Below are 26,602 nucleotides of genomic sequence, written 5' to 3'. Positions count from 1 at the left end.
TATTGCCTTACAGCCGTGTAGCTTGCTCTCAGGCCCTCTATCTGAAACGAAAGTGACGCAGTGTCGCTGCCCCTTGACCTTCCCACGATGGGAACGTAGATACTGCTTAACATCGATTACAGCCTCGCACCCTCACCATGAACGACCCCCTCGTTGCAGAGCGCGCCGATACCGCCGTGGCCGAACTCGAGGTCCACGGCATGACGTGCGCCTCGTGCGCCATGCGCGTCGAAAAGGCGCTCGCCAAAGTGCCGGGCGTCACGCGCGCCTCGGTCAACCTCGCCACCGAAAAGGCCACCGTCGAGGCGAGCGGCGGTGTCGCGGCCGCCACGCTCGTCGCCGCCGTCGAAAAGGCCGGCTACGAAGCCGTGCCGGTCGCCACGGAAACCGCCACGCTCGCCATCGGCGGGATGACTTGCGCGTCCTGTGCGAACCGCGTCGAGAAGGCGCTCGCGCGCGTGCCCGGCGTAGCCGGCGTGAGCGTGAACCTTGCCACCGAGCAGGCCACCGTCAACACACGCTCGCCACTCACGGGCGAACTGCAGGATCAGCTCGTCGCGGCCGTCAGGAAGGCCGGCTATGAAGCCACGCCGCTCGCCGCCGACGTCGACGCCACCCCGGCGAAAAGCGCCGCCGCCAGCGACGAGGCACGCCGCGAATGGCGCGCCGTGCTGGTCTCGGCCGTGCTCACGGCGCCGCTCGTGGTGCCGATGTTCGGCCACTGGCTCGGCTTCGACTGGATGTTGCCCGCAGCCGTGCAACTCGCGCTCGCGAGCGTCGTGCAGTTCGTGTTCGGCGCGCGCTTCTACCGCGCCGCCTGGAAAGCCGTGCGGGCGGGCGCGGGCAACATGGATCTGCTGGTTGCGCTCGGCACCTCGGCCGCGTACGGCGTGAGCGTCTACGCGATGCTCGCCGATCCTGGCAACGGCGCTGGCAACGGCGCTGGCGACATGGCACATCTGTATTTCGAGGCTTCGGCGGTGGTCATCACGCTCGTGCGCTTCGGCAAGTGGCTCGAAGCGCGCGCGAAGCGGCAGACCACCGACGCGATCCGCGCCCTCAACGCGCTGCGGCCCGATCGCGCGCGCATCCGCGTCGCTGGCACTAATGGCGCTCAAGCAGAGGAGCGCGAAGTGCCGCTCGCCCAGGTGCGCGTGGGCTCGATCGTGGTCGTGCGTCCCGGCGAGCGCCTGCCCGTGGACGGCGTCGTGCTCGAAGGCCGCAGCCATATCGACGAATCGCTCATCACCGGCGAAAGCCTGCCGGTGCCGAAAGCGCCCGACGATCCTGTCACCGCCGGCTCGATCAACGGCGAAGGCGCGATCGCCGTGCGCACCACGGCCATCGGCGCGGAAACCACACTCGCACGCATCATCCGCCTCGTGGAAAGCGCGCAGGCCGAAAAGGCGCCGATCCAGCGTCTCGTCGACCGCGTGAGCGCCGTGTTCGTCCCCGCGATTCTCGTGATCGCGGCCATCACGCTGGGCGGCTGGCTGTTCGCGGGCGCAAGCGCCGAAACGGCAACTCTCAACGCCGTGGCCGTGCTCGTGATCGCCTGCCCGTGCGCGCTCGGCCTCGCCACGCCCGCCGCGATCATGGCGGGCACCGGCGTCGCCGCGCGCCATGGCGTGCTCATCAAGGACGCCGAAGCATTGGAAACCGCCCACAACGTGAGCGTGGTCGCCTTCGACAAGACCGGCACGCTCACGCTCGGCCAGCCCTCGCTCACCGCGTTCGAGGCGACCGAGGGACTTGATCGCAACGAGGCGCTCGCGCTCGCCGCTGCCGTGCAGCGGCAAAGCGACCACCCGCTCGCGAAGGCCGTGGTGCAGGCGTATGAGGCGCAAGCGCAAGGCGCCGCCGCCTGGAGCGCCGCCGCCCACGCGCGCGCGGTGCCGGGGCGCGGCGTGGAAGCCGAAGTGAACGGGCGGCGTCTCGCGATCGGCAGCGGCCGCTGGCTCGACGAGCTGGCGCTGGCCGTGCCGCCCACGCTCGCGGCGCGCGCACGTTCGCTCGAAGAGGCGGGCAATACGGTGTCGTGGTTGTTCGATCCGCACGGCGGCGTCCTCGCGTTGCTCGCGTTCGGCGACACGGTGAAACCCACGGCGCGCGCAGCCATTGCTAACCTCAAGACGATGGGCATCCGCAGCGTGCTCGTGACCGGCGACAACGCGGGCAGCGCGGCGGCCGTGGCCGCGCAGCTCGGCATCGACGAAGTCCACGCGCAGGTGCTGCCCGACGACAAGGCGCGCACGATCCGCGACCTCAAGATCGAAAGCGGCGGCATCGTCGCGATGGCCGGCGACGGCATCAACGACGCCCCCGCGCTCGCCGCCGCCGACATCGGCATCGCCATGGCCACCGGCACCGACGTCGCCATGCACGCGGCAGGCATCACGCTCATGCGCGGCGACCCGGCGCTCGTCGCCGCCGCAATCGATATTTCGCGGCGCACGTGGCGCAAGATTCAGCAGAACCTGTTCTGGGCGTTCATCTACAACCTGATCGGCATTCCGCTCGCCGCCTTCGGCCTGCTCAACCCCATGCTCGCAGGCGCGGCGATGGCGTTTTCGAGCGTGAGCGTCGTGACCAACGCGCTGCTGCTCAGAACGTGGCGGGCAAAGCGCTAACGCAGCCATTCACCACGCGACGTATCGTGCTGAATATAACGAAAGGGCGCTTCATGCGCCCTTTTCTTCATTCCGGCCTTCTCTTTGGAATCCGAATCGTCCCATTTTTTGCGACACAAGATCGCATGACCATTCGCATGCCGTATGAAATTGTAAGGATTTTCGCGTTTACCCCTAAAGGATCGCTCGCGCGCGCCGTAATGCGTCATGCCAGCGCCTCGAAGGCGCAGGTTCCTTCCTCACAAGCTACTCCGGAACCGAACTCATGCTTTCACGCTTATCAAGCCGCGCGAGCGTCGGCGTGCGTCTCGCCTTGCTATCGTGCGTGCTCGTCGCGGCAATATTTGCCGCCTTCACGTGGGCGATCACGCACTCGGCGGCAACGCAGGTCGGCGACCAGGTGCGCGCGCGCATCACCGAAAAGGACCAGTCGGTCGCCTCGTCGATCTCGCTGATCGACGGCGCGCTCGACGCCGAAGTCGACCGCGCCATGCAGCTCTTCGAGAGCTTCCTGCCCGGCGCCTTCACGCTCGATCCCACGCAAACGGTCGACATTGGCGGCAAGGCCACGCCGGTCTTCAAGTCCGGCGACCACGTGCTGAACATGGACTTCACGGTCCCCGACCAGTTTCTCGCGCGCAGCGGCGAAATCGCCACGATTTTCGCGCGTAGCGGCGACGACTTCGTGCGCGTGACCACCTCGCTCAAGAAGCAGGACGGCTCGCGCGCGATCGGCACGCTGCTCGATCGCAACGGGCCCGCGTACGGCCCGGTTCTGGCCAACCGCACGTATACAGGCCTTGCCCAGTTGTTCGGCAAACAGTACATCACGCAGTACAAGCCGATTCTCGACGCGAGCGGCCATGTGATCGGCGCGCTCTTCGTCGGCGTCGACGTGGGCGCGCAGATCGACGCGCTCAAGAGCGAGATCGCCAAGCTCAAGATCGGCGAAAGCGGCTACTACTTCGTGATGGACGCTTCGAACGGCTCGGCGCGCGGCACCTTCCTCGTGCATCCGAGCGCCGCCGGCAAGCACTACGACGACGCGAACGCGCCCTGGTCGCGCATGCTCGAGGCGCGCGAAGGCACGCTCGACTACACCTCCGCCGACTCGACGCGCGACGAGCGCGACGCGCGCGCGAAGTTCGTGTCGTTCGTGAGCGTGCCGCAGTGGCAATGGCTCGTCGGCGGCGTCGCCGTACGCGACGAGATCATGGCCGACGTGAACGCCACGCGCGACCGCTTCGCCGCGATCGGCCTCGTGCTGGTCGCGCTGTTCGCGGCGCTTTCGATCTACGCGGCGCGCCGCCTCGTGAGCCAGCCGCTCGACGCCGCAGCACAAGCCGCCGGCCAGCTCGCAGCCGGCGACCTCACGGTGCGCATCGGCAACGGCGGCAGCAGCCGCGGCGGCATCGGCAGCGGCGATGCAACGAATGCCGACGAGATCGGCCGGCTCACGCGCGCCATCGACGGCATCGGCGTGGGACTCGCACAAATCGTGGCGCAGGTGCGCAGCGCCACGGCGCAGATGAGCGAGGACACCTCGCGCATCGCACAAGGCAGCGGCGAGATCGCTTCGCGCATCGCGAGCCAGGCGAGCAGCCTGGAAGAGACGGCGGCGAGCATGGAAGAGCTGACCTCGACCGTGCAGCAGAACGCCGACCACGCGACGCGTGCGAACAGCGTGGTGACGAGCGCCGCAGAAGCCGCGCTCGACGGCGGCCGCGCCGTGAGCCGCGTCGTGGAAACGATGAACGACATCAGCCGCTCCTCGCAGAAGATCGCCGAGATCACCGGCGTGATCGACGGCATTGCGTTCCAGACCAACATCCTCGCACTCAACGCGGCTGTGGAAGCGGCGCGCGCGGGCGAGCACGGCAAGGGCTTCGCGGTAGTCGCGAGCGAAGTGCGCGCGCTCGCGCAACGCAGCGCGGCGGCGGCGAAGGAAATCTCGGCGCTCATCACCGAATCGTCGTCGACCGTCGAGACGGGTTATCGCATTGCCGGCGAAGCGAGCACGACCATGCGCGGGATCGTCGCGCGCGTGGATGAAGTGCGGTCTATCATCGGCGAGATCAGTGTGGCGTCGCGCGAACAGTCGGGCGGCATCGAGCAGGTGAACATCGCGGTTTCGCAGATCGGCGCGGCGACGCAGCAGAACGCCGCGCTCGTGGGCGACGCCGAGCGCGCCGCCGCCGCGCTCAACGATCACGCGGCGGCGCTCGCCGAGCTCGTTTCCGTGTTCAAGGTGCACAAGTAACGCGCACGGTACCGTCAGGGCATGCTTCGCAGTGCAAGATAAAAGGAAAAGGCGAAACGAAAAAAGGCAGCGCCCAAGGACGCTGCCTTTTTTGTTGGCTGCGCGGCAGATGCCGCGCACCGCCTCATTCCACGATCGTCGCCGAGCGCGCCAGTTCGGCCACGCGTTGCCCGAGAGCGGCCTGCATGGCCTCGTCCTGCAACTGACGGCGAATATCCCCTTTCGCCGAATCGTACGTCGGCACCTGCATCGGTCGCTTGCTTTCGAGGCGCACAACCAGCCAGCCGTCGCCGGCCTTCAGCGGCTGCGGCGCAGTTGCGCCGGGCGCGAGCCCCGTAATGAGCTGCGCGAGCGGCATGGGGATGCCGTGCGTGTTGCCTTCGGTGAGCGGCAGCTTGAAGCTCACCCACGGCATCTCGCCGCCAGTGGCCTTCGTCGCGCCGATGCCGTACTGCCGCGCGAGCTCGGCGAACGGCTGGCCGCCCTTCACCGCCGCGAGCACGGTGTTCGCGGTTGCCTCGTCGGCCACGGCGATCACCGCCGGCTTGTACTCTTCCTTGCCGAACGTCGCGACGACCGATTCGTAGCGCGCTTTGATCTCGCTGTCCGTGATCTTCGGCGCGTGCACGTTGTCCAGAATCCACCCGCGGATCCCGGCGTCGGTCTTTTCGGCGTCGGGGAACTGCGCGACCTCGGGGCGCTGGTCGTAGTGCCCGAGCACGGCCTGCTGGCGCAGCAGTTCGCGTGCGATCAGGTCGTCCTTGAGCGCGGCGCGCAGTTGCGGCGTGTCGGGCGCGCCGGTGCGGCTGACCACGTTGCTCACTGCCGTGTCGAGCGCGGATTGCGGAACCACATGGCCGTTCACGAGCGCAGCGGCGCCCGCAGGCAGCGCGGCGGCCGCGGACGCCAGGGTTGCGGCTTCGGCTGCGTGGACGAGCGTGGGCGCGAGCGTGCTCACCGCCACCGAGGCGAACGAGAGCAGGCACAGCGTGCGGATGGATCGGGACATGCGTGACATTTCGATTGACTCCAGCGTATTCGGAAAGCCGCGGCGCAACGGTGCAGGAAGCGCCAGGGGCAAGCTTTGATCCGCGCGAATCTAGCGGAATCTCGAAGCGCTGTTGTCAGGAAGTGTCAAACGGACGCGGGGCCGGATTGGAAGCTTGCGGCAGGTCAAGCGCGAGACGTCCACCCGCGCCGTCACGCTCAGGCGACGGCGCGGGACGGCGCGCTCATTGTCCCTGTGGCTGCGCCACCGGCGGCGTGTAGCTCGCGCTCGCGCCCGGCGTGCCAGGCTCCGCGTCGTCGGGTGTCGGCGTCGGGGCAAGCGCCGGCTCCTGCGCCGGATACGAGGGCTGCGGCGCAAGTGCCGGCGGCGTACTGGACGGAGCGACGATCGGCGGCACGCCCATGATCGCGCGCGCGGCGGCTTCCGCAGCCGCCGCCGAAGCGGCAGAAGGCGCCGGAACCGCGGAAGGCGCCGATGCCCCCGCTTCCGAAGCCGCAGAAGCCACCGATGCCGGTGCGGGGGCGCTGACACGCGGTGGCGGCGCACGCCGAACCGGCGCGCTCTGCGGCGGCGCTTCGTGCGTGCCGACCAGCTTGTCCATCCACGCACGCAGCTTCTCGCGGAAGGTTTCGAACGCGCCCGGCGTCACTTCGGTGTCGAAGCGCGCGCGCGGATCGACGAGGCGCTGGCGCAGCGCGCGCTGGAAGAAGTCGCCGACGATCGGCAGCGCGCTGCGCGCGCCCTGGCCCCAGTAGTCGTCGAGCGTCACGCGGCCGTCGTCGAAACCAACCCATGCGCCCGCGACGAGTTGCGGATTCATGAGGATGAACCAGCCGTCCGTGTTGCCTTGGGTCGTGCCGGTTTTGCCCGCCACGTCGCCGCGAATGCCAAAGCGCGTGCGGATGGCCGCGCCCGTTCCGCGGTTCACGACGTCGCGCATCGTGTCGAGCAGCGTGCGGTCCGCCTCCGCGGAAAGCGCCCGCTCGGGCGACGCGCTCTCGAACTGCGCGAGCACGTTGCCCTTGTGGTCCTCGATGCTCGTGACCATGCGCGGTTCGAGGTACACGCCATCGTTGGCGATGGTGCTGTAGGCCGAGACCATCTCCTTCAGGGTGACCGGGCTCGTGCCGAGCGCAAGCGAAGGCACCGGATCGAGCTGGCTGTCGCGCACGCCCATCGCGCGAGCGAGGCGCGCGACCTTGTCCGGGCCCACCGTCTGCATCAGCTGCGCGGTGATGCGGTTGCGCGAAAATGCGATCGCGTCGCGCAGCGTCATCGGGCGCATGCTCGGCTGCACGTCGTCGGTCGGCTTCCAGATTTCGCCGCCCGCCAGCGGAATTTCCACCGGCTGGTCGATGAACGTGTCGCTCGGCTTCGCGCCCGCCGCGTAGGCCGCGCCATACACGAACGGCTTGAACGTCGAGCCCGGCTGACGGCGCGCCTGCTGCACGTGGTCGAACGGTTCCTCGGTGAAATCGCGGCTGCCCACCCACGCCTTGATCTGCCCGTTGCGCGGGTCGATGGCGAGGAAGCCCGCCTCCACCGCCGTCTTGCTCTTGCAGAGGTTGCGCATGAAGGTGCGGTCGGCGGCGAGCTGCTTGAGCGCGTCGGCGTCGCTTGCGCCTGCGTCGCGCGCGCTCTTGTAGTCCTGCGTTTCGCGCATGAACGTCGCGAACAGGTCGTTGCCGGACGTGCAGCCGTTGCGTCCGCTCCACGCGCCGTTCGCGATGCCCTGAAGCTGGTTCGCGTGCTGGCGCAGCGCGGCAGTCGCCATCTGCTGGAGACGCGAATCGATCGTGGTGCGCACCACGAGGCCATCGGAATAGATGTTGTAATCGTTGCGGTCGGCCCACGAAATCAGCCACTTGCGCAGTTGCAGCGCGAAATGCGGCGCGGGGCCCGGCGGCTCGGTCTGACGCTCGAAGTCGAGGCGCAGCGGCTTCTTCGAGAGCGTGGCGTACTGCGCCTCGCTGAGCTTGCCGTACTTCACCATCTGGCCGAGCACGGTGTTGCGCCGCGCGAGCGCGCGCTCGGGGTTGATCACCGGGTTGTAATAGGCGTTGCCCTTCAGCATGCCCGTGAGCGTCGCGGCCTGCAGGATGTCGAGCTGATCCGCCGACACGCCGAAGTAGGTGCGCGCCGCCATCTCGATACCGTATGCGTTATAGAGAAACGGCACCGTGTTCAGATACGTCTCGAGAATCTGCTGCTTGCTATACACCGCTTCGATCTTGAACGCCGTGATCGCTTCCTTGATCTTGCGCGTGAGCGTGGGCGCGCGGCCGATTTCATCGGGATAGAGATTGCGCGCGAGCTGCTGCGTGATGGTCGAGCCGCCCTGGCGGTCGCCCGAGAACGTGTGCAGCGCCGCGCCCGCCGTGCGCTTGAAGTCGATGCCGTGGTGTTCGTAGAAGCGGTGATCCTCGGTGGAAACCAGCGCATCGACCATGTGCGGCGAGATCTGCGCGAGCGGCACCCATTCGCGGTTCGAGGGCTTGAACTCGGCGAGCACCTTGCCGTCGGCGGAAAGGATCTGGGCCGGCTCGTCCACCCGCGCCTTACGGATGTCGCCAATGCTCGGCGTGAACGGAATCAGCACGAGCACGTAGAGCACGACGAGCGCCGGCAGCGCGCCGATGGTCATGAGCACGCCGCGTCGCGTGGGATGCCGCAAATGGTGGAGCGCACGCGCGCCGCACAAGCGGGCAAAGCCGCCAAGCCGCGCGGCGGCAGGCTTCAGGCGGGACAACGACATCGCGATTCGATCGCGGATCAACGGCACGTAACGCTTCACGCGGCAGGTAGGGTCGGCTGGCAAAGCGTGAATCGTACCAAACTCGCAAGGCCGCCCCTTCATCGGGCCGGGCGCAAGCCCGACATCGCCATAAGTCTATTTATGACAGGGAGATGAAATCATCCTTCCAGATCGCGGAAGAATCCTCTCCAGTCACAGCCGGTTTTCCGGCGCCTTTCCCTCCCTACACTCCTGTCCCTGTTGCAAACCGGTACGAAACAACAACGCTACAGGAACCTCGAATGAAGAACACCGTCTCGCTCACCACCGCTGCCGCCGTGCTCGGCGCACTCGGCACGCTCGCGGCGCCCGCCGCCCACGCGCAAAGCTCGGTCACGCTGTATGGCCTGATCGACGCCGGCATCATGTACACGAACAATGTCGCGAGCGGCAAGTCCGGCGGCGCGCTCTGGCAGGCGACGAGCGGCAACGTGAACGGCAGCCGCTTCGGCGTGCGCGGCAGCGAGGACCTGGGCGGCGGCCTGCATGCGGTCTTCGTGCTCGAAAACGGCTTCAACGTGCAGAACGGCAAGCTCGGCCAGGACGGCCGCATGTTCGGCCGCCAGGCCTACGTGGGTCTCGCGAGCGACCAGTTCGGCTCGCTCACGCTCGGCCGCCAGTACGACTCGCTCGTCGACTTCGTCGCGCCGCTTTCGGCCACGGCGGGCACCTTCGGCGACACGGGCTTCGCGCACCCGTTCGACAACGACAACCTGAACCACTCGCTGCGCATGAGCAACGCGGTCAAGTTCACGAGCAACACGTATAGCGGCCTGAAGTTCGGCGCGCTCTACGCGTTCTCGAACAACACCGACTTCGCCGTGAACCGCGCCTACAGCTTCGGCGCGAGCTACACCAACGGGCCGCTTGCCATCGCGGCCGGTTATCTGCAACTGAACGGCACCCAGGGCGCCACGGCGAGCAGCCCGGGCGCAGTGGATCTCGCGGAATCGACGGCCAACGGCAAGGGCGGCTTCTCGCTCGGCGCCGACCGCCTGCGTTCGTTCGGCGGCGGCATCAACTACACGTTCGGCCCGGCCACGGCGGGCTTCGTGTTCACGCGCAGCGAATACACGGGTACGAGCTCGTTCGGCTCGCAGGGCGGCGACATGAGCTTCAACAACTACGAAGTGAACGGGAAATATCAGTTGAACCCGGCGTGGAGCCTGGGTCTCGCCTACACCTTCACGGATGGCCACGTGAGCAACACGACCACGTTCGGCGCCGATCCGAAGTGGAACCAGGTGGACGCACAGGTCGTGTACCGCCTCTCGAAGCGCACCGATCTGTACGGCGAGGCGATGTACCAGCACGCCACGGGGCACAACTACGTGGCGTTCATCAACACGGCGGGCGGCGCGTCGTCGACGGCCAATCAGGTGGTGGGCACGGTGGGCTTGCGCGCGCGCTTCTAATCACAGCACCAGCGACAGCGCGATCGACACCCACACGGCCGTCGCGCCGCACAGAAAGGCGCGGCGCGCCATCAGGAAGCGCGACTCGTCGTTGGGCTTCGCGGGCGAGGTGGCGAGCCAGGGCACGCTGCCGAGGCACGCGAAGCCCAGGAGCGCAATGCCGACGACCACACGGTCGCCGATGCGCCAGGCCGAGGGCTCGTGCAGCCCCCAGTAGCCCAGCGCGATCATGCCGATCGAAAACATCGTCGAGGCGGCCGAACTGAGCGCCACCACCGATCCCGTCGGAGATTGCATCGAATGTCTCCCTCGCGCGCCTCGCGCAGTTGGCCCACCAGGTCGGGCCATTATCGGCGGGCGGGCAGGAGGCGGCAACGCCGCGGCCTGCCCACGCCGGAAGCGGCTTACGCGCCTGGCCGCACCATCTGGAACATCTCGCCGATCTGCGCGTAGTCGGCGCGATAGCCCGCGCGCATCACGGGCTGGGCGGCGTGCGTGTCGAAGAGGCCGTCCTTCAGGAACGCCTCGCGAATATGCACGCCCACCACCTGCCCAAGCGCCAGCCAGTTGTCCATGGGCGTGCCGTCGAGCGTTTTGAGCCGCACGATCTGCAGCAGCTTGCATTCGAGCGCGGCCGGCGCTTCGGCCACGTGCGGCACCGCGACGTTGCGGCCCGGTGCGGCGGTGAGGCCCGCGAGCGCGAATTCGTCGACGTCGGCGGCGACCGGCGCGGAGGTGCGGTTCATCTGCGGCGCGAGCGCCTTCGACGTGAGATTCCAGACGAACTCTCCGGTCTCCTCGATGTTGCTGATGCTGTCTTTGCGGCCTTCGCTGCAGAACCCGATGATCGGCGGAAAGGTGGCGAACGCACCAAAGAAACTGTAGGGCGCGAGATTGAGCACGCCGCTCTTCGCGCGGCTGGAGATCCAGCCGATCATGCGCGGCGCGACGATCGCCTTGAACGGGTCGTGCGGCAGGCCGTGGCCCTGGGCGGGGTCGTAGAAGTAGCTATTGGACATGTGGATAAGACGTAGCGATTTCGAAGCGGCATCACTATGACACGGGCGGCGCGCGGCTGTCGTCACGCCAGACGAAGCGGCTTCGGCTCGCAGCAGCCCCAAACCAGCCCCATATCGGCCCCAAACGCAACAAGGCCGGCTCTCTTTCGAGAGCCGGCCTTGTTTGATGACCTTGCGGTCTGACCGGAAAAACGCGTTGGACGGCGAGCGCCGTCCGAAGCGCCTCAGCGTCGATCAGTCACGCGGCATGCCGAACGGCATGTAGTGCGAACGGCGAACGCGCTCTGCTTCGCGGTGACGCGCTTCGTACGAATATTCCGAATCCATCGGCAGGTACGGCGACGCGAAGAGATCGCTCACCTTTTGGATCAGTGCAAAGATGAAGCTCATGGCGACTCCCAGTTAGGCTGCGGTTCAGGGTTTTCCCTAAGACAGAATCGATTATAGGGTTTTCCCTAGGACAACGCTAGTGCAACGCAGCAAAAAAACTGCGACGCACCGCCGCACGGGGTCGCGCGCAATCGATGCGTTGCAGCAAAACAACGCATCGATATTTCGGATACAGGGGCGGGATCGCGCGACGAAGCCGTTCAGCGAGTGGCTTTCTGGGCGGTTTTGGCGTGCGCCGCACGCGTGGAATGCGCCGCGGCACGGCGCGCGGGCGTGGGTGCAGCCTTGGCGGGCTGCGCCTTGACCACCGCTCGTGCGGGGGCCGCCGGGGTATCCGCGGCAACAGCAGCCGCCGCCGTTGCGGCAGTGACCGCGGCAGTTTGCGCGGCAACGCGCTGCGACAGGTCGTCGACCGAGGACTGCTGCTTCAGGATGAACTGCTCGAGGCGCGCTTCGTTTGCGCGAGACTCGTTCGCGAGACTGTCGAGCCGCACCGACTGCGCGACGCCGAAACCCACCGATGCCAGCACCGCCACCGAGGCAGCAGCGAGCACCCACTTGAGTTGCCGCGAAGACGCGGCGGCCATGTGGCGCTGCTCGGCGAGCGCGCCCTGAAGCGCGTCGAGGCGCTGCGCCAGCGCATTCGGCTCGGCGGCCGCTTGAGCGGCTTCGGGCGCGAACCCAGCGGGTTCGACGCGTTCTGCGTTGTCGATGGCAAACGACGGTTCGGCGACGAAGGCCGCAGCAGCCGGGCCCTGCGCTTCACCGAAGCCCGGCGCCACCGGATCGATCCCAGCCCCGGCCACGGCCGGAGTAGCGGCACGCTTCGCCCGCGGCGCGCGGCGCGCGGTCGTTGCCCCCGCAACGGGGCTCGCCACGCTGGCCTCATCGCCGGACGCTGCCACCGCCTGAGCGGGCTCCGGGTTTTCGAAACCGCTCAACGTGCCCTGGCGCACGGGAGCATCCGCTTGCGCGACCGCGGCGAGACCCTCGCCGTCGAGCGCTTGCGGACCATCGGATTCAGAAGCAACAGGGGATTCAGTAACGTTGGACGGCGCCGATGTGGCGCGCGGTTGCCACGGTGCGGTGCGTTCAGGATGCGAAGAGCTCAAGGATGCGGTATCTGCGTAATCAGCCATGGGTCAGCGATGCGGTTCGCGTCGCGCGCCGGCCGTTCACGGCCGTTTGGCGACGTCCTCGTGTTCTGGTTCGAACGCCCATTGTCGCATGCCAGAACGCGTGGCCAGATGCTCTTCCCCCACTTACCCACCAGGCATCGACCGGACAACCCACGCAGGTCAACTCTGCACGCCGTCCTCGCGAAACTCCTTCACGTCGGGCAAGCGCCGCAGCGTCGCGCAAATCGCCTCGTACTCCATCGACGACACGCGGGCGAGCGTGATCATCACTTCGTCCAGCTCGGGCGAGTCGTCGCTCTGCTGCACGACGAACTGCTTCACGCGCGGGCTCGACGTGCCGAGCGCGTCGTGCAGCGAGTGAAACGTGAGGGCGCCGCGGCTCACGAGCAGCGTGAGCTGGCGGCGCTGCCGGAACGTGATGAAGCGCCGCTCGAGCGGCTTGATGCCCGCGAGGATGATGAGAATGATGACGGTCGCCGCAATCGCGCCTGTATAGAGCCCGCCGCCCACCGCGAGCCCCACGGCCGCGACCGACCAGAGGCTCGCCGCCGTCGTGAGGCCGCGCACGATCTCGCCGCGCAACAGGATCGAGCCTGCGCCGAGAAAGCCGATGCCCGAGACGACCTGCGCCGCCATCCGGGAAGGATCGAGCACGACGTGGTCTTCCTTGAGCACATCGGCGAAACCGTAGGCCGAGACGAGCATGATGAGCGCCGAACCCACGCACACGAGCATATGGGTGCGCAGGCCCGCCGCCCACGAAAGCCGCTCGCGCTCGAAGCCGATCACGCTGCCGAGCAGGGCGGCCAGGACCAGCCGCGAAATGAGTTCCCAGTTTCCGATCATTGTTATCACCCTCCTGGTCTTGTTGTCGTGGGCGCGGTCGCCCCGCGGCAGGCGGGAATCTCCCGCGCAATTTGCGAATGCGTACAATCGCCGGCATTGCTCATTTGAAGTGACGCGGTCCCCCGCACCTTTTCGCCATGAACACACCTACGAGCGCAGCCAGCCTGCGCGAGCATTTCGACCGCATCGTCCTGCCGATGTGGCGCGGCCCGGGCTTCAACGCCGACCTGCGCCTGCCCTACGAGGCGATCGATGCGGCCGGCGCGAAGCCCCTGCCCGTCACGCGCTACCGCGCGATGGCGTGCGCCCGCCAGCTGTTCGTCTTCTCGCAGGCCGGCGACGCCGCGCACGCGCAAACGCTCTTCGAAACGCTGCGCCACACTTTTCAGGACCCGAAACACGGCGGATGGTTCTACAGCGTCGACGCCGCCGGCGCGCCGCTCGACACCACCAAGGACCTCTACACGCACGCCTTCGTGGTCTTCGCAACCGCGGCCTACGGCCAGCGCTTCGGCGTGAACGAAGCGCTCGGCGTCGCGCGCGAAACGTCCTCGCTGATCGTCGATCGCTTCGCCGCCCACGACGGGCTGCTGAACGCGGCGCTCGACGCTTCCTTTGCGAGCGTGACCGGCGCTGCGCTGCAGAATCCGCTCATGCACCTCACCGAAGCCTGGCTCGTCGCGAGCGAAGCGACCGGCGACAGCGCCTTCGACACCGCCATCACGAAGCTCGTCGAAGCGCTCGCGCGCGGTTTCCTGCACGAGCCGACGGGCTGCATCGCCGAATTGCCGCTCGGCGCGGCGGACAACCGTCTCGAGCCCGGACATCAGTTCGAGTGGTTCTGGCTGGCAACGCGTGCGGGCGCGCGGCTGGGTGCGTCGGGTCTGGACGAGGCGCTTGCGCGCGCCTTCGCCTTTGCGCAGAAGCACGGCGTGGACCCGGAAACGGGAGCCGTGGCGGCCGCGCTCGACGAGCACGGCCGTGTAATCGATGCCACGCAGCGGATCTGGGCGCAAACGGAATACTTGCGCGCGCTCGCCACACACGGCGACGCCGAGGTGCGCGCCGCGCTCGCGCCGCAAGTCGCGCGCTTCGCACCGCGCTTTCTCACGCCGCAGGGCTGGGTGGAATGCCGCAGCGCAAACGGCGACGTGGCGCGCGCGGACATGCCGTCCACGACGCCGTATCACCTTTTGACCGCTTATCAGGGCATGGGCATCTGAGGCGCCCGATACGTCACAGCGCGAAACACCAAGGCGGGCGGGCGCAGGCCCGCCGCCGAGGCGCTCGAGCGGCTAAAGCGGCTCAGGCTGCTCAGGCCGCCAGCACGGCCGGCGAAATCTCGAACGCCGCCACGGCCTCGGAAAGCTGGCGCGTCTGCTGATGCAGCGAAGCCGCGGCAGCCGCGGCCTCCTCCACGAGCGCCGCGTTCTGCTGGGTCATCTGGTCCATCTGCGAGACGGCCTGATTCACCTGATCGATGCCCGTGCTCTGCTCGAGCGACGAGGCGCTGATACCCGCCATCATCTGCGTGGCCCGCGAGATCGAGTTCGACACCTCGCGCATCGACTCGCCCGCGCGCTCAACCAGCTCCGAGCCGCCGCGAATCTGCGAAACCGACTCGCTGATCAGCGTCTTGATCTCCTTGGCCGACTGCGCGCTGCGCTGCGCGAGCCCGCGCACCTCGCCCGCCACGACCGCGAAGCCGCGGCCCTGCTCGCCCGCGCGCGCCGCTTCCACGGCCGCGTTGAGCGCGAGAATGTTGGTCTGGAACGCGATGCCGTCGATCACGCCAATGATCTCCGCGATCTTGTCCGAGCTTTGCGCAATGCCGCGCATGCGCTCGACCACCTCGCCCACCACGGCGCCACCGCGCGCGGTCGCGTCGAGCGCGGCCTCCGCCAGCGCGTTCGCCTCGCGCGCGTTCTCGGCCGTGTTGCGCACGGTGCCCGTCAATTCCTCCATGCTCGCCGCCGTTTCCTCCAGCGACGCCGCCTGCGATTCGGTGCGCGCCGAAAGATCGGCGTTGCCGGTGGCGATCTCGTCCGCGCCCACGTTGATGGAACCCGCCGTTTCCCGCACGGTGTGGACCGTGCGCGCGAGGCTGGCCTGCATCAGCGCAAGACCCTGGAACAGCCGGCCGATCTCGTTTTCGCCGCGCGCGGCGACGCGCTCGTCGAGGCGCCCGCGCGCGATACGGTCGAAATGGCGGCCCGCTTCCTCGAGCGGCTCCACCACGCCGCGCCGCAACGCGAAGTGCACGCCGCTCGCCAGTGCGACCAGCAGCAGCACGATGAAGATGCCCACGCCCTGGAAGAGCGCGAGGCGCGAGTCGATCGAGTCGAGCGATGCGCGGCTCGCCGCGGAGCTGAACTGCACAAAGGAGTGCAGCTCTGCGAGATAGGCATCCTGGTAAGACTGCGTCGGCTGGTCGAGGAAGGCTTGCAGATTGTTGCCGTTGAGGTCATCGATCAGCTCGCCGAGCGCCTTGCGGTAGACCTGGAAGCGCTCGCCGAGCGCGGCGACGCGCGCGCGGTCGTCGTCGTTGATCGGCGGTACGGCCATGAGCGCTGCGAACGTGGTGTCGGCGGCGGCCAGCTGGTCGCGCGCGTGATTGACCATGTCGGTCGGCACCGTGCCGCCACGGACCATGCGCGTGCCCGCGCGCGAGAGATTGATACGGGCGTCCATCAACTGCTGGGTGATGACGTTGGCGGCGCTTGCCTGCCGCAACGCCACTTTCGAGAGGTCGGCCACGTCGTCGTGCGTGCGCGTGAGCGACCAGTAACCAAGTCCTGCCGTCACGAGCTGCAGTACACAGAACGCGACGAGGACACACAACAGGCCGGATGCGACCTTGATCTTGCTGAACATCGGGGACACCTGGGATGGCAGTGAATGAGTGAGGCGCGAGCATGTGATCGCCCGGGCCCGCACTGCGTTTACGGCCACGCAAAGGCCATTTTTGAGCCCCAAACCGTGAAAAAACGGCCCAAAATGCGCAACGAATCATTTCAGCAATGGTTGCACGATCATTCCCAGCATTTTTCGCAACAATAAAATGCCGCCTCGATTCGATTCACCTTGACTCGACGCCGATGCTTCCTAGAGTGGTTAGGAAACCACACGGGGATAGACCCAGGGAATGCCACGATGACAGATCTTGTGGATCGCGCACGCGGCGCTTTGCATGCCCAACCGTTCAGCGTGCTGCTCGGAACCGAACTGACGCACGTGGGAGCCGACGAGCTGACCCTGCGGTTGCCGGTACGCGACGAGCTCAAGCAGCAACACGGCTTCGTGCATGGCGGGGTGATCAGCTATCTCGCCGACAACGCGCTGACCTTCGCGGGGGCGCTGGCGCTCGGGCCGCGGGTGGTGACGGGGGAATACAAGATCAACTATCTGCGACCGGCACTCAAGGGCACGCTGATGGCGCGCGCGCGCGTGGTGCACGCGGGGCGGTACCAGGCCACCTGCCAGTGCAGCGTCTACGTGATGGAAAACGGCGACGAAAAGCTCGTGGCGCTCGCGCAGGGGACGGTGAACCGGCTGCCGGAAGGCGGTGGGCCGGAAGAGAAAGGTTAGACGAACCAGGGCCTGCTCCGCAAAACGAAACGCGCGAGGGGAAGCGGGTCTGCCCCGCCTCCCCTCGCGCGCTTTTTCGTGCTTCAGCGGCGCTTACTCAGCCGCGCGCGTTTTCTGCTGCTGTTCGCCGAGGCCCTCGATGCCCAGACGCACGGTCTGCCCCGCCTTCAGGAACACGGGGTTCGGCTTCACGCCCATGCCCACGCCCGGCGGCGTGCCGGTGGAGATCACGTCGCCCGGCTGCAGGCTCATGCACTCCGAGAGGTACGAAACGAGCTTCGCGACCGAGAAGATCATGGTGCGCGTGCTGCCGTTCTGGTAGCGATGGCCGTCCACCTCGAGCCACATCGAGAGGTTCTGCGGATCGGCCACTTCGTCGCGCGTGACGAGCCACGGGCCGGTCGGGCCAAAGGTGTCGAAGCCCTTGCCCTTGTCCCACTGGCCGCCGCGCTCGATCTGCCATTCGCGCTCGGACACGTCGTTGATCACGCAGTAGCCCGCGACGTAGTTGAGCGCATCCGCCTCGCTCACGTTCTTCGCGTGCTTGCCGATCACCACGCCCAGCTCCACTTCCCAGTCGGTCTTCTTCGAGCCGCGCGGGATCTCGATGTCGTCGTTCGGGCCGACGATGGCGCTCGTCCACTTGTTGAAGACGACCGGCTCGCTCGGCACCGGCATGCCCGATTCGGCCGCGTGGTCGGCATAGTTCAGGCCGATGCACACCATCTTGCCGATATGGCCCACGCAGGGCCCGATGCGCGGATTGCCTTCGACGAGCGGCAGCGTTTCCGGGTCGATCGTGCGCAATTGCGCGAGGCCGGCGTCGGAGAGCACGTCGCCCGCAATGTCGGCCACGTTGCCCGAGAGCGCGCGAATGCGGCCTTCGGCGTCGAGCAGGCCCGGTTTTTCGTGGCCCTTCGGGCCATAGCGAAGCAGTTTCATCGTCTGTGTTCCTCGTGTGTCTGTGCGTTGCTGTCGGTCAGCATCGCCTGGGAGAATTTTGGAGCTAACTAGTTAGACCATCCGCCATCGATCACATGCGCCTGGCCGGTCGTGAACCCCGATTCGTCGGAGGCGAGGTAGAGTGCGAGCGCGGCGATTTCCTCGGGCTTGCCCACGCGCCCCATCGGCTGGCGCGAGACGAACGCGGCGCGCGCGGCTTCGACGGTCGTGCCCTGCGCCGCCGCTTGCGTGGCGATGCGCTCCTCGAGCGACGGCGACGACACCGTGCCCGGGCAGATCGCGTTGCAGCGGATGCCGCGCGTCACGAAGTCCGCGGCCACGGCCTTCGTCAACCCTATCACGGCAGCCTTCGAGGCGCCGTACACAAAGCGGTTGGGCACGCCCTTCACGCTCGACGCCGCCGACGACATGTTAATAATCGATCCGGCGCCCTTCGCCAGCATGCCCGGCAGGAACGCGCGGATGGTCCGGTACATCGCCTTCGCGTTCAGATCGAACGCGAAGTCCCAATCTTCTTCGCTTGCTTCCAGTATCGAGCCCGCGTGCACGAAACCCGCGCAGTTGAACAGGACGTCGATCGCGCCCAGTTCCTGCGCGAGCGCCGTGATGGCTGCGCCGTCGAGCACGTCGAGCTTGCGAGCCTCGACCGGTAGCGCTGAAAGCGCGTCGATGCGCAGGTCCGTGGCGATCACGCGCGCGCCTTCGCGTGCGAACAATTCGGCGGCCGCGTAGCCGATGCCCTGGCCCGCTGCGGTGATCAAGGCCGTCTTGCCGGCCAGTCTTTGTACCATCTGCCACTCCGGTTGGATGCGCGGCACGGCGATACCCGACATTGCGGGAAGCGCCCCATGCCGCGATCGAGCGATGAAATCGCGGAAAGAAGTCGGGATGACGCAAACGGCCATTATGGCGACGCAGGCGCGCCTCGTGGCGTTCGGCGGACGTTGTCTAACCGGCTGGACCGGCCTCAAGGTTGGTCGTAAGGTCGGTCTTCAGCCGATAGAAAGCCGCGGCGTTGCTGCCAAACACGGCGGCGCGCTCGTCCGCCGAAAACGTTTTAGTGAGCTGTTGCGCGCAGGCGTGCCAGCGTTCGTAGTCGCCATTGAGGTTCAGCACCGGCCAGTCGCTGCCCCACATGAGGCGTTGCGGACCGAACGACGCGAACAGATGCGCGACCCAGGGCGCCAACGTGGCGTTGTCCCAGCCTGGCGCGGCTTCGGTCGCGAGCCCCGAGAGCTTGCAATGCACTTGCGGGAACCGCGCGAAGCGCGTGATGGCCTGCGACCACGCTGCGAAGCCGCTGGCGCCGCCAGCCGCGATGGGCGGTTTCGCGCCGTGATCGATCACCACCCGCAAATCCGGATGCCGCGCGAGGAACGTGGCGAGCGCGGGCGCGTGGCGCGTGAAAACGAGCGCGTCGAAGGCGAGATCGTGCGCGATGAGCGCTTGTATGCCGCGCGCGGTATCGGCGGTTGCGATCCAGTCGTCATCCGCGAGGTCCTGAAGCATCGGCCGCACGCCGCGCAGCTTCGGCTCACGCGCAAGCTCGGCGATCAGCGTGCCTACGTGCGGGTCGTCGAGCGGCACCCAGCCCACCACGCCCGCAATCGAGGGCTCGTTGCGCGCGAGATCGAGCAGCCAGCGCGTTTCCTCGACGGTGGGCGCGGCCTGCACGACCACCGTGCGCGACACGCCGCACGACGCGCGCAGCGGCGCGAGATCGGCGGGGCCGAACGCGCGATAGAGCGCGGTCATCGACGGCGTGAGCCAGCCGTAATCGCCGCGCGCGGGGTCCCAATAGTGCTGATGGGCGTCGATCCGTTCGATCGTGGCCATGGCTCAAGCCTGCGGAAGCGGTGCGCGCGGATCGAGAAGCCCCTTGTCGCGCAGCGCGAGCCACAACTCGCGGGGCAATTTCGTTTCGAACGACGCCACGTTCTCGCGCACTTCCTGGGGGCTGCGCGCGCCGTTGAGCACGGTCGCCACGGCCGGATGCGCATAGGGAAACTGCAGCGCCGCGGCCGCGAGCGGCGCGTCGTAGGTCCGGCAAATCGTTTCGAGCCGCGCCACGCGTTCGACCACGTCCTTCGGCGCATCGGCATAGTTGAACTTGAGTTCGCCAAGCAGACCATGCGCGAGAATGCCCGAATTGAACGCACCGCCCAGCAGAATGCTCACACCCTTCTTCTCGCACTCCGGCAGCAGATCGTCGAGCGGCGCCTGTTCGAGCAGCGTATAGCGGCCCGCCAGCAGCGCGCAGTCGATATCGAATTCCTGCATGGCCTCGAGTATCACTTCGCGTTCGTTCACGCCGAAGCCGATCGCCTTGATCGCGCCCGCCTTGCGCAATTCGTCGAGCGCCTTGAAGCCGCTGTCGCTCAGTTGCCGCCAGTAGTGCTCGTTGCGCTCGCCGTGTGTGTAGCGGCCGATGTCGTGCACGAGCAGGACGTCGATCTCGGGAATGCCGAGCCGCTGCTGGCTGTCTTCGAACGAACGAAGAATGCCGTCGCGCGTGTAGTCGAAGATCGCCTCGAAGGGCAGCGGATCTTGCCAGCCCTCGCTGCCGTCGTACGGATGCGTGCGCGGCACGAAGTGGCGGCCCACCTTCGTGGAAATCACGTACTCGTTGCGCGAATAGCGCCGCAACGCCGCGCCCAGCCGGTGTTCGGCCTTGGTGTGGCCATAGTGCGGCGCGGTGTCGAAAAAGCGGATGCCGGCTTGCCACGCGGCGTCGACAGTGGCCTGCGCTTCTTCCTCGGTCAGGTCGCGATACAGGCCGCCGAGCGGCGCGGTGCCTAGACCCAGCGCGCTCACTTCGAGCGCCGTGCGTCCGATACGGCGCGTGTGCGCCACCTTGGGATGCTGTTCTTGCGCCATGGCTCGTCACCTCCGGGAGATGGTTGTGCCAACAACGAAATGGTTTAAAAGCACGTTTTAGTTCACGGCTTCGACAATCGGCACGCGCGCACTGGCGGGCAGACATGCGGGACCGACTGGCTCGAAGGTCTTGTACGTCAGGATAAACTCCTGGTGCCCGAGCCCTTCCGACTTCGAGCGCTCGCCGCCCGCTACCGCCAGCGTGCGCTCGAACACTTCGCGCCCCACTTCGTCGAGCGTTGCGCGGCCTTCCAGAATGCGGCCTGCATCCACGTCCATGTCGCCGGCGAGATTGCGGTAGGTTTGCGGGTTCGCGCACACCTTGATGACGGGCGCAAGCGCCGAACCCACCACCGACCCGCGCCCCGTCGTGAACAGGATCACATGCGCGCCGCACGCGATCAACTCCGCGATTTCCGCATTGTCGCTGATATTCGGAAAGCCGAAGCGCGGCTCGCCGTCGGGCACCACGTCGAGCAGATAAAGCCCGCCCGTGGGCGGCACGTCGCCAGGCTTCACGATGCCGACGATCGGCGAGGCGCCGCTTTTCGCATACGCCCCGAGCGACTTCTCCTCCTGCGTGGTGAGCCCGCCGTCCGCGTTGCCAACGGCGAACGACCCGTGGCCGAGAATCGAGTAATAGCGCGCCGCCTTGGCCACGCATGCCACGATCTCCGCGCCCAGTTCGGGCCTGGCCGCCCGGCTCTCCATGTGGAATTCGCAGCCCACCAGCTCGCCTGTTTCCTCGAAGATACAGGCCGCCCCCGCCGCAATCAGTTGATCGAAGGCGCGACCCACTGCCGGGTTCGCGGTGATGCCACTCGTGCCGTCCGAGCCGCCGCAAATCGTGCCGACTACGAGTTCGTCCAGACGCATCGGCACCTTCTTCTGCGCGGCGAGTTGCGCGCGCGCGCCGCGCACCCAGTCAAGGCCGTACTGGATCGTGCTGCGCGTGCCGCCCTTTTCCTGAATCGTCAGGACTTCTACCGGACGGCCGCTCGCGCGAACCTGCTCCACGAGATAGTGCTTGTTCATGCTCTCGCAGCCAAGCGACACGAACAGCACCGCACCCACGTTCGGATGCGTAGTGAGCTGCTTCATCATCTTCTCGGCGTAGCTGTTCGGGTAGCAGCCGGGAAAGCCAATGAGATGCACAGGCGGCTCATGTTGCCTGTCTGGAACGTCGAAAGCGTCGAATGGTTCGCGAAACTGCGCGACGATTTCGTGCGCCACATGGTGTGCGCATTCCACGAGATAGGCCACCGCAACCACGTTGCGAATGCCCTTGCGGCCGTCGTTGCGCAGCCAGCCTTCGAGCATGGGTTCGGCGGCTTGTGAAGGTGTGACGTTGCTATGGCTCATAACTTGAATCCTGCTCCGGGCGCATGCCGCATCATGGGGTCACGACTTGTGCGGCACAAACTCGTGCCCTGCGTCGTGCGTATAGGTCGGCAGATAATCGCTTTCCAGGTTATGCGTGTGCAGATGCTCGCCGCGCGCCACCGGCCCGTTCACGTGGCCGATGCGCGCGCCGTAGCGCAGCACCTTCTCCTCTTTCGCGAGCGCGTAGCGCGCCACCTTGTGACCGAGTTCGATCGTCTTCGCGAGCGTCACGCGCTCGCCTTCTATCTCAACGGTCTCGCCCTGCGTCAAGTGCGCCGCCGCAATCAGGCAGTTGTCCTCAGGGGCAAGCAGAATGAGGCGAGCGTCCGTTTGGGGTGCATTGCTGTTCACAGAGAGTCTCCGCCTTTAGTTCTGTGCCTCGCCGCCCGCAAGCCGCGCCACCATCAGCGAGCCGAGGATGATCGCCCCGTAAATCGCCTGAATCCAGAACGACGGGACCTGCGCGAGCGTGAGCAGGTTCTGCACCACGCCAAGCAGCAGCACGCCCGAGAGTGCGCCCAGCATCGTGCCCTTGCCGCCATCGAGCGAAATGCCGCCGATCACCGCCGCCGCGAACACCGTGAAAATCATGCCATTGCCCTGATTCGCATTGATCGCGCCCACGTAGCCGGTAACGATCAAGCCGCCAATCGCGGCAAGCACGCTGCCGAGCACGAACACGCCCCACGTGATGCGCTCCACGCGGATACCGGCGGCGCGCGCTGCATCAGGATTGCCGCCGATTGCATAGAGCGCGCGGCCCACGCGGTGATAGCGCAGCATGAACGCGGCGATCGCGAACGCAGCGGCGGCGAGCCACACAGAAACCGGCAGGCCGAGCACGATGGTCGTGGCGAGCGAGAAGAACGACGAAGGCATGTCGAAGAGCGTGCCGCCTTTCGTTGCGCCCACAAGCATGCCGCGCAGCACGATCAGCATGGCGAGCGTCACGATGAACGCGTTCAGGCGCAGCCGCACCACGAGAAAGCCGTTGATGAAGCCGATCAGCGCGCCCACCAGCACGATGGCGGCGAGCCCGACGAACGCAGGCCACTGCGTGCCGAAGCCCGCCGACGCGGCCGGCATGACGAGCATCGCGCCAACGGCGGGTGCGATGCCCACGGTCGATTCGAGCGAAAGATCGAACTTGCCCGTGAGCACGATAAGCGATTCGGCGAGCACCACGAGCGCGAGCGCGGCGGACGCGCCGAGCACGCTGATGAGATTGGCGCGCGTGAGAAAGCTCGGGCTCACGAAGCCGCCGATCACGAGCAACAACACGAGCGCAGGCAGCAGCGCGAAATCGCGCAGGCGCGCCAGTTCGATGCGCGGACGGGCACGGCGAGCGTTCGCGGCCGCATTGGACTGCGCCGTCGCGAACGCGGGCGTCGAAACACTATTCTTCATTGAGATCGACTCCTTCAATCGATGCGATCAGTTCGTGGTCCTGCCATCCGGCCGCCATCTCGGTGACCACTTCGCCGCGAAACATCACGAGCACGCGGTCGCAGGTGCGCAAGTCGTCGAGTTCGCTCGACACCACCAGCACGGCCTTGCCTTCGTCGCGCACGCGGTCCACGACCGAGAGCAGCGCTTCCTTCGATTTCACGTCCACGCCCGCCGTGGGATCGATCAGCACGAGAACGTCGGGACTGCTTGCCAATGCGCGCGCCATCACCACTTTTTGCTGGTTGCCACCCGAGAGACCTGAAACCACGTGGTCCGGACCTTGCGCAACAATGCCGAGCGACTCGATCATGCGCCTGCCGAATGCCTGCTTCTTCGCCGGCGGCGCGAAACCAAAGCGTCCCAGCAGCCCCGCAATCGTCATGGAAGCGTTCTCGGCCACCGACTGCGTGAGCACGAGTCCTTCGTGATGACGGTCCTTTGGCACGCAACCTATGCCGCTCGCAAGCGCAGCGGGCACGTCGCCGGGCGTGAGCGGCGCGCCTTTTACGCGGATCTCGCCGGAGCGCTGCGCCGTGAGTCCCGCAATCGCCTCGCCCACGCTCGTGCGACCGCTGCTCGTCGCGCCCGTGAGGCCTACCACTTCGCCGCGCCTTAGCGTGAACGACACGTCGTGATAGTCGCGGCCCGTGAGGCCACGCACTTCGAGCGCGAGCGGCGCGTTGGCGGGCAGCGCCGCGCGCGCCGCCGCATCGGCGACGTTCAGGCCGCCGCGCTCGCCCGTCATGGCTTCAATGAGCTTCTCGCGCGGCAATTGCGCCACGCTCGCACTCACGATATGACGCGCGTCGCGCAGCACCGTGACGGCCTGGCAAATCTCGTACACCTCCTGCAAATGGTGCGAGATGAACAGGAACGTCACGCCTTCGCGCTGCAATTCGTCGATCCGCCGGAAGAGGCGCTTGATTTCCTCGCCGTCGAGCTGCGCAGTCGGCTCGTCGAGGATGATGAACCGCGCGCCATACGAAAGCGCCCGCGCAATCTCCACGAGCTGGCGCGCTTCGACCGTGAGGTCGCCCGCACGCGCGTCCTCGCGCACGTCGATGCGCCAGTGATCGAGCAGCGCTCGCGCGTCGCGGCGCATGGTCGGCCAGTCGATCACGCCGCGCCGCCGTGGCTGGCGATTAATGAAGAGATTTTCCGCGACCGTGAGATCGCGAATGATGGTCGAGTGCTGATACACGCAGGCCACGCGCTCGCGCCAGGCGTCGCGGTCAGCGAGCGCGGGCGCGCTCTCGCCGTTGAAACGCACACTGCCTTCGTCGGGCTTGCGCAGACCGGTGAGGATCGAAACGAGCGTGGACTTGCCTGCGCCGTTGCGACCCACCAGTGCATGCGACTCGCCCGCCATCACGCGCAGGCTCACGTCGGCGAGCGCTGCCGTGGAGCCATAACGCTTCGTCACGCCGCTCGCCTCGACCACAGGCGCGAGTGCCCGCGCAGCCGCCTCGCGGCTGCCCACAAATACCGCGCCGCCCCACGGCGGCGCGGTATCCGCTACGGTCCGATCGCTGGTTCGATCGTTCATTTGACGGTGTTGCCCCACAGGTTCTTGTCGTCGACGTTCTGCTTCGTCACGAGCGGCGCCGGCAACTGGTCTTCGAGAATGCCGGACTGCAACTGAATGATGGTGCTGTCGTGATCGGTCTTGCCCGGCTTGAACGTCTTGCCCTCCAGCGCGGCCTTGATGTAGTAGAGACCGTACTTCGCGTAGAGGTCGGCGGGCTGCGAAACCGTTGCATCGATCTCACCCTTGCGGATTGCTTCGAACTCCTGCGGAATGCCATCGTTGGAAACGATCACGATGTGCTTCGGATCGCCCGCGGGAAAGAGCAATTGCTTACGGCGCAACGTTTGCAGCGTGGGCGAGAGATACACGCCGCCCGCCTGCATGTAGATGCCCTTCACGTCTGGGTTCGCGGTGAGCAGGCTGTCCAGCGCGCTCGCCGCCACGTCGCCCTTCCAGCCGGCCGGTATTTCGAGCAGCGACAGATTCGGGTAGTGCTTCAGGCACGCGCGGAACGCTTCCGAACGGTCGCGCCCGTTCACCGAGGCGAGGTCGCCCATGATCTGCACGACCTTGCCCGACTTCACGTGCTCGCCAATGTATTTGCAGGCCTGCTCGCCGTACGCGTGATTGTCGGCGCGCACGACCATGGCAACGTTGCCCTGCGTGGGCGCGACGTCCACGGCCACGACTTTCACGTCCTTCTGGGCGGCATTGCCGAGCGCGCGGCTAATCGCGGCCGAATCGATCGGCCCGACCACGATGCCCTTCGCGCCCAGATTGATCATGTTGTTCATGTCCGTGATCTGCTGGGCGGGATCGTTATTCGAGTTCACGGGCGCGAGAACGTCGATGCCGTCCTGCTTCGCGTAAGCACCGAGGTAGTTGTTGTACGACTGCCAGAACGGCGAAGTCAGGAGCGGCAGACCGAGGCCGACCTTGCCGAGTTCGGCGGCGTTGGCCGCACTCGACGCGCCTAACGCCGCAGCGCAGGCCGCGGCGATGCAAAGCGATGTTGTGGCGGCGCGGGCGAAGGCGCCGCGCGTGTGGTGAATTGCGGTGGAGCGGCGGGCCTTCAAGAGCCCGGATGCGAACGCCATGTGTGTCTCCTTCTGGATCGATCGCGGCAACTAATCGCGGCAACTGAGTGCCCGGCGCGATCGATCTCTCGTTTGTTGAATGACATGTGTTCGCCGCGCCCACGTGGAATGCTCGAAGCGCCGGCGACCCGTTGCAACTGCCTCTTCTCTACCTGACGACGCTGGTGTTTATTCACCAGTGAACGTATTATTCATATACGCACATCACAAGGTCA

At 66.8% G+C, this 26,602-nt stretch carries 22 protein-coding genes; 5 read left to right on the top strand and 17 right to left on the bottom strand.

The features are described from left to right. Positions 1-137 precede the first annotated feature (137 nt). A complete protein-coding gene (locus tag U5A65_RS09405) occupies positions 138-2,630 on the top strand; it encodes a heavy metal translocating P-type ATPase (protein WP_321946102.1) in 2,493 nt (830 codons plus the stop codon). Positions 2,631-2,895: 265 nt separating this feature from the next. Then, on the top strand, positions 2,896-4,890 hold the full coding sequence (locus U5A65_RS09400) for a Cache 3/Cache 2 fusion domain-containing protein (protein ID WP_321933904.1): 1,995 nt from the start codon (positions 2,896-2,898) through the stop codon (positions 4,888-4,890). A gap of 124 nt (positions 4,891-5,014) precedes the next feature. On the opposite strand, the gene U5A65_RS09395 is transcribed toward U5A65_RS09400, so the two are convergent. Both U5A65_RS09395 and U5A65_RS09390 read right to left on the bottom strand, forming a co-directional pair. Then, positions 5,015-5,899 (bottom strand): peptidylprolyl isomerase, encoded by an 885-nt coding sequence (locus U5A65_RS09395; protein WP_321946101.1) that lies wholly within the window; start codon positions 5,897-5,899, stop codon positions 5,015-5,017. A 223-nt stretch (positions 5,900-6,122) separates the two neighbouring features. Beyond that, a complete protein-coding gene (locus U5A65_RS09390) occupies positions 6,123-8,654 on the bottom strand; it encodes a penicillin-binding protein 1A (protein ID WP_321946099.1) in 2,532 nt (843 codons plus the stop codon). Positions 8,655-8,935: 281 nt separating this feature from the next. Here U5A65_RS09390 and U5A65_RS09385 point away from each other — a divergent pair, with 281 nt between their 5' ends. Beyond that, complete coding sequence (locus tag U5A65_RS09385) at positions 8,936-10,108, top strand: porin (RefSeq protein WP_321914345.1); 1,173 nt, start codon at positions 8,936-8,938, stop codon at positions 10,106-10,108. On the opposite strand, the gene U5A65_RS09380 is transcribed toward U5A65_RS09385, so the two are convergent. The 5 genes from U5A65_RS09380 to U5A65_RS09360 all read right to left on the bottom strand — a co-directional run bounded on the left by U5A65_RS09380 (position 10,109) and on the right by U5A65_RS09360 (position 13,502). Then, on the bottom strand, positions 10,109-10,405 hold the full coding sequence (locus U5A65_RS09380; protein WP_321914346.1) for a hypothetical protein: 297 nt from the start codon (positions 10,403-10,405) through the stop codon (positions 10,109-10,111). Between the two features lie 107 nt (positions 10,406-10,512). After that, complete coding sequence (locus U5A65_RS09375) at positions 10,513-11,127, bottom strand: flavin reductase family protein (protein WP_321933909.1); 615 nt, start codon at positions 11,125-11,127, stop codon at positions 10,513-10,515. 234 nt (positions 11,128-11,361) lie between these two features. Further along, complete coding sequence (locus tag U5A65_RS09370; RefSeq protein ID WP_199272121.1) at positions 11,362-11,517, bottom strand: hypothetical protein; 156 nt, start codon at positions 11,515-11,517, stop codon at positions 11,362-11,364. Positions 11,518-11,717: 200 nt separating this feature from the next. Beyond that, positions 11,718-12,629, bottom strand: a complete 912-nt coding sequence (locus U5A65_RS09365; RefSeq protein ID WP_321946098.1) for a hypothetical protein — start codon at positions 12,627-12,629, stop codon at positions 11,718-11,720. A 186-nt stretch (positions 12,630-12,815) separates the two neighbouring features. Continuing rightward, entirely contained in the window at positions 12,816-13,502 is a 687-nt protein-coding gene (locus tag U5A65_RS09360; RefSeq protein WP_321914349.1) for an MgtC/SapB family protein, read from the bottom strand. Positions 13,503-13,639: 137 nt separating this feature from the next. Between U5A65_RS09360 and U5A65_RS09355 the strand changes: the two genes are divergently transcribed. After that, positions 13,640-14,725: an AGE family epimerase/isomerase gene (locus tag U5A65_RS09355; RefSeq protein WP_321946097.1), complete on the top strand. Its 1,086-nt coding sequence runs from the start codon at positions 13,640-13,642 to the stop codon at positions 14,723-14,725. A 91-nt stretch (positions 14,726-14,816) separates the two neighbouring features. Here U5A65_RS09355 and U5A65_RS09350 read toward each other — a convergent pair whose 3' ends face one another. Next, positions 14,817-16,376, bottom strand: coding sequence for a methyl-accepting chemotaxis protein (locus U5A65_RS09350; RefSeq protein ID WP_321946096.1), 1,560 nt, complete (start codon positions 16,374-16,376; stop codon positions 14,817-14,819). A gap of 279 nt (positions 16,377-16,655) precedes the next feature. Here U5A65_RS09350 and U5A65_RS09345 point away from each other — a divergent pair, with 279 nt between their 5' ends. Continuing rightward, positions 16,656-17,090 carry a PaaI family thioesterase gene (locus tag U5A65_RS09345; RefSeq protein ID WP_321914352.1) on the top strand — a complete coding sequence of 145 codons (435 nt, stop codon included), beginning with the start codon at positions 16,656-16,658 and terminating at the stop codon, positions 17,088-17,090. Between the two features lie 93 nt (positions 17,091-17,183). Here the strand turns inward: U5A65_RS09345 and U5A65_RS09340 are convergent, their stop codons facing one another. The 9 genes from U5A65_RS09340 to U5A65_RS09300 form a co-directional block, all read right to left on the bottom strand. Next, entirely contained in the window at positions 17,184-18,032 is an 849-nt protein-coding gene (locus U5A65_RS09340; protein WP_321914353.1) for an ureidoglycolate lyase, read from the bottom strand. A 68-nt stretch (positions 18,033-18,100) separates the two neighbouring features. After that, positions 18,101-18,844, bottom strand: a complete 744-nt coding sequence (locus U5A65_RS09335; protein ID WP_321933919.1) for an SDR family oxidoreductase — start codon at positions 18,842-18,844, stop codon at positions 18,101-18,103. A 157-nt stretch (positions 18,845-19,001) separates the two neighbouring features. Continuing rightward, entirely contained in the window at positions 19,002-19,889 is an 888-nt protein-coding gene (locus U5A65_RS09330; protein WP_321946095.1) for an amidohydrolase family protein, read from the bottom strand. Positions 19,890-19,892: 3 nt separating this feature from the next. Next, positions 19,893-20,930, bottom strand: coding sequence for an aldo/keto reductase (locus U5A65_RS09325; RefSeq protein WP_321914356.1), 1,038 nt, complete (start codon positions 20,928-20,930; stop codon positions 19,893-19,895). A 57-nt stretch (positions 20,931-20,987) separates the two neighbouring features. After that, complete coding sequence (locus tag U5A65_RS09320) at positions 20,988-22,292, bottom strand: UxaA family hydrolase (RefSeq protein ID WP_321946094.1); 1,305 nt, start codon at positions 22,290-22,292, stop codon at positions 20,988-20,990. A 39-nt stretch (positions 22,293-22,331) separates the two neighbouring features. Further along, entirely contained in the window at positions 22,332-22,664 is a 333-nt protein-coding gene (locus U5A65_RS09315) for a UxaA family hydrolase (RefSeq protein WP_321914358.1), read from the bottom strand. Between the two features lie 15 nt (positions 22,665-22,679). Beyond that, positions 22,680-23,720, bottom strand: coding sequence for an ABC transporter permease (locus U5A65_RS09310; RefSeq protein WP_321914359.1), 1,041 nt, complete (start codon positions 23,718-23,720; stop codon positions 22,680-22,682). Further along, positions 23,710-25,308 (bottom strand): sugar ABC transporter ATP-binding protein, encoded by a 1,599-nt coding sequence (locus U5A65_RS09305; RefSeq protein WP_321946092.1) that lies wholly within the window; start codon positions 25,306-25,308, stop codon positions 23,710-23,712. The genes U5A65_RS09310 and U5A65_RS09305 overlap by 11 nt, the downstream gene beginning before the upstream one ends. Next, the gene (locus U5A65_RS09300; RefSeq protein ID WP_321914361.1) at positions 25,305-26,387 is read right to left on the bottom strand and encodes a sugar ABC transporter substrate-binding protein; all 1,083 of its coding nucleotides are present in this window, start codon (positions 26,385-26,387) and stop codon (positions 25,305-25,307) included. Before U5A65_RS09300 ends, U5A65_RS09305 begins: the two co-directional genes overlap by 4 nt. Positions 26,388-26,602 lie beyond the last annotated feature (215 nt).

The organism is Paraburkholderia sp. J10-1 (assembly GCF_905220165.1).
Taxonomy (GTDB): Bacteria; Pseudomonadota; Gammaproteobacteria; order Burkholderiales; family Burkholderiaceae; genus Paraburkholderia.
This window is presented reverse-complemented; position numbering and strand designations above follow the sequence as displayed.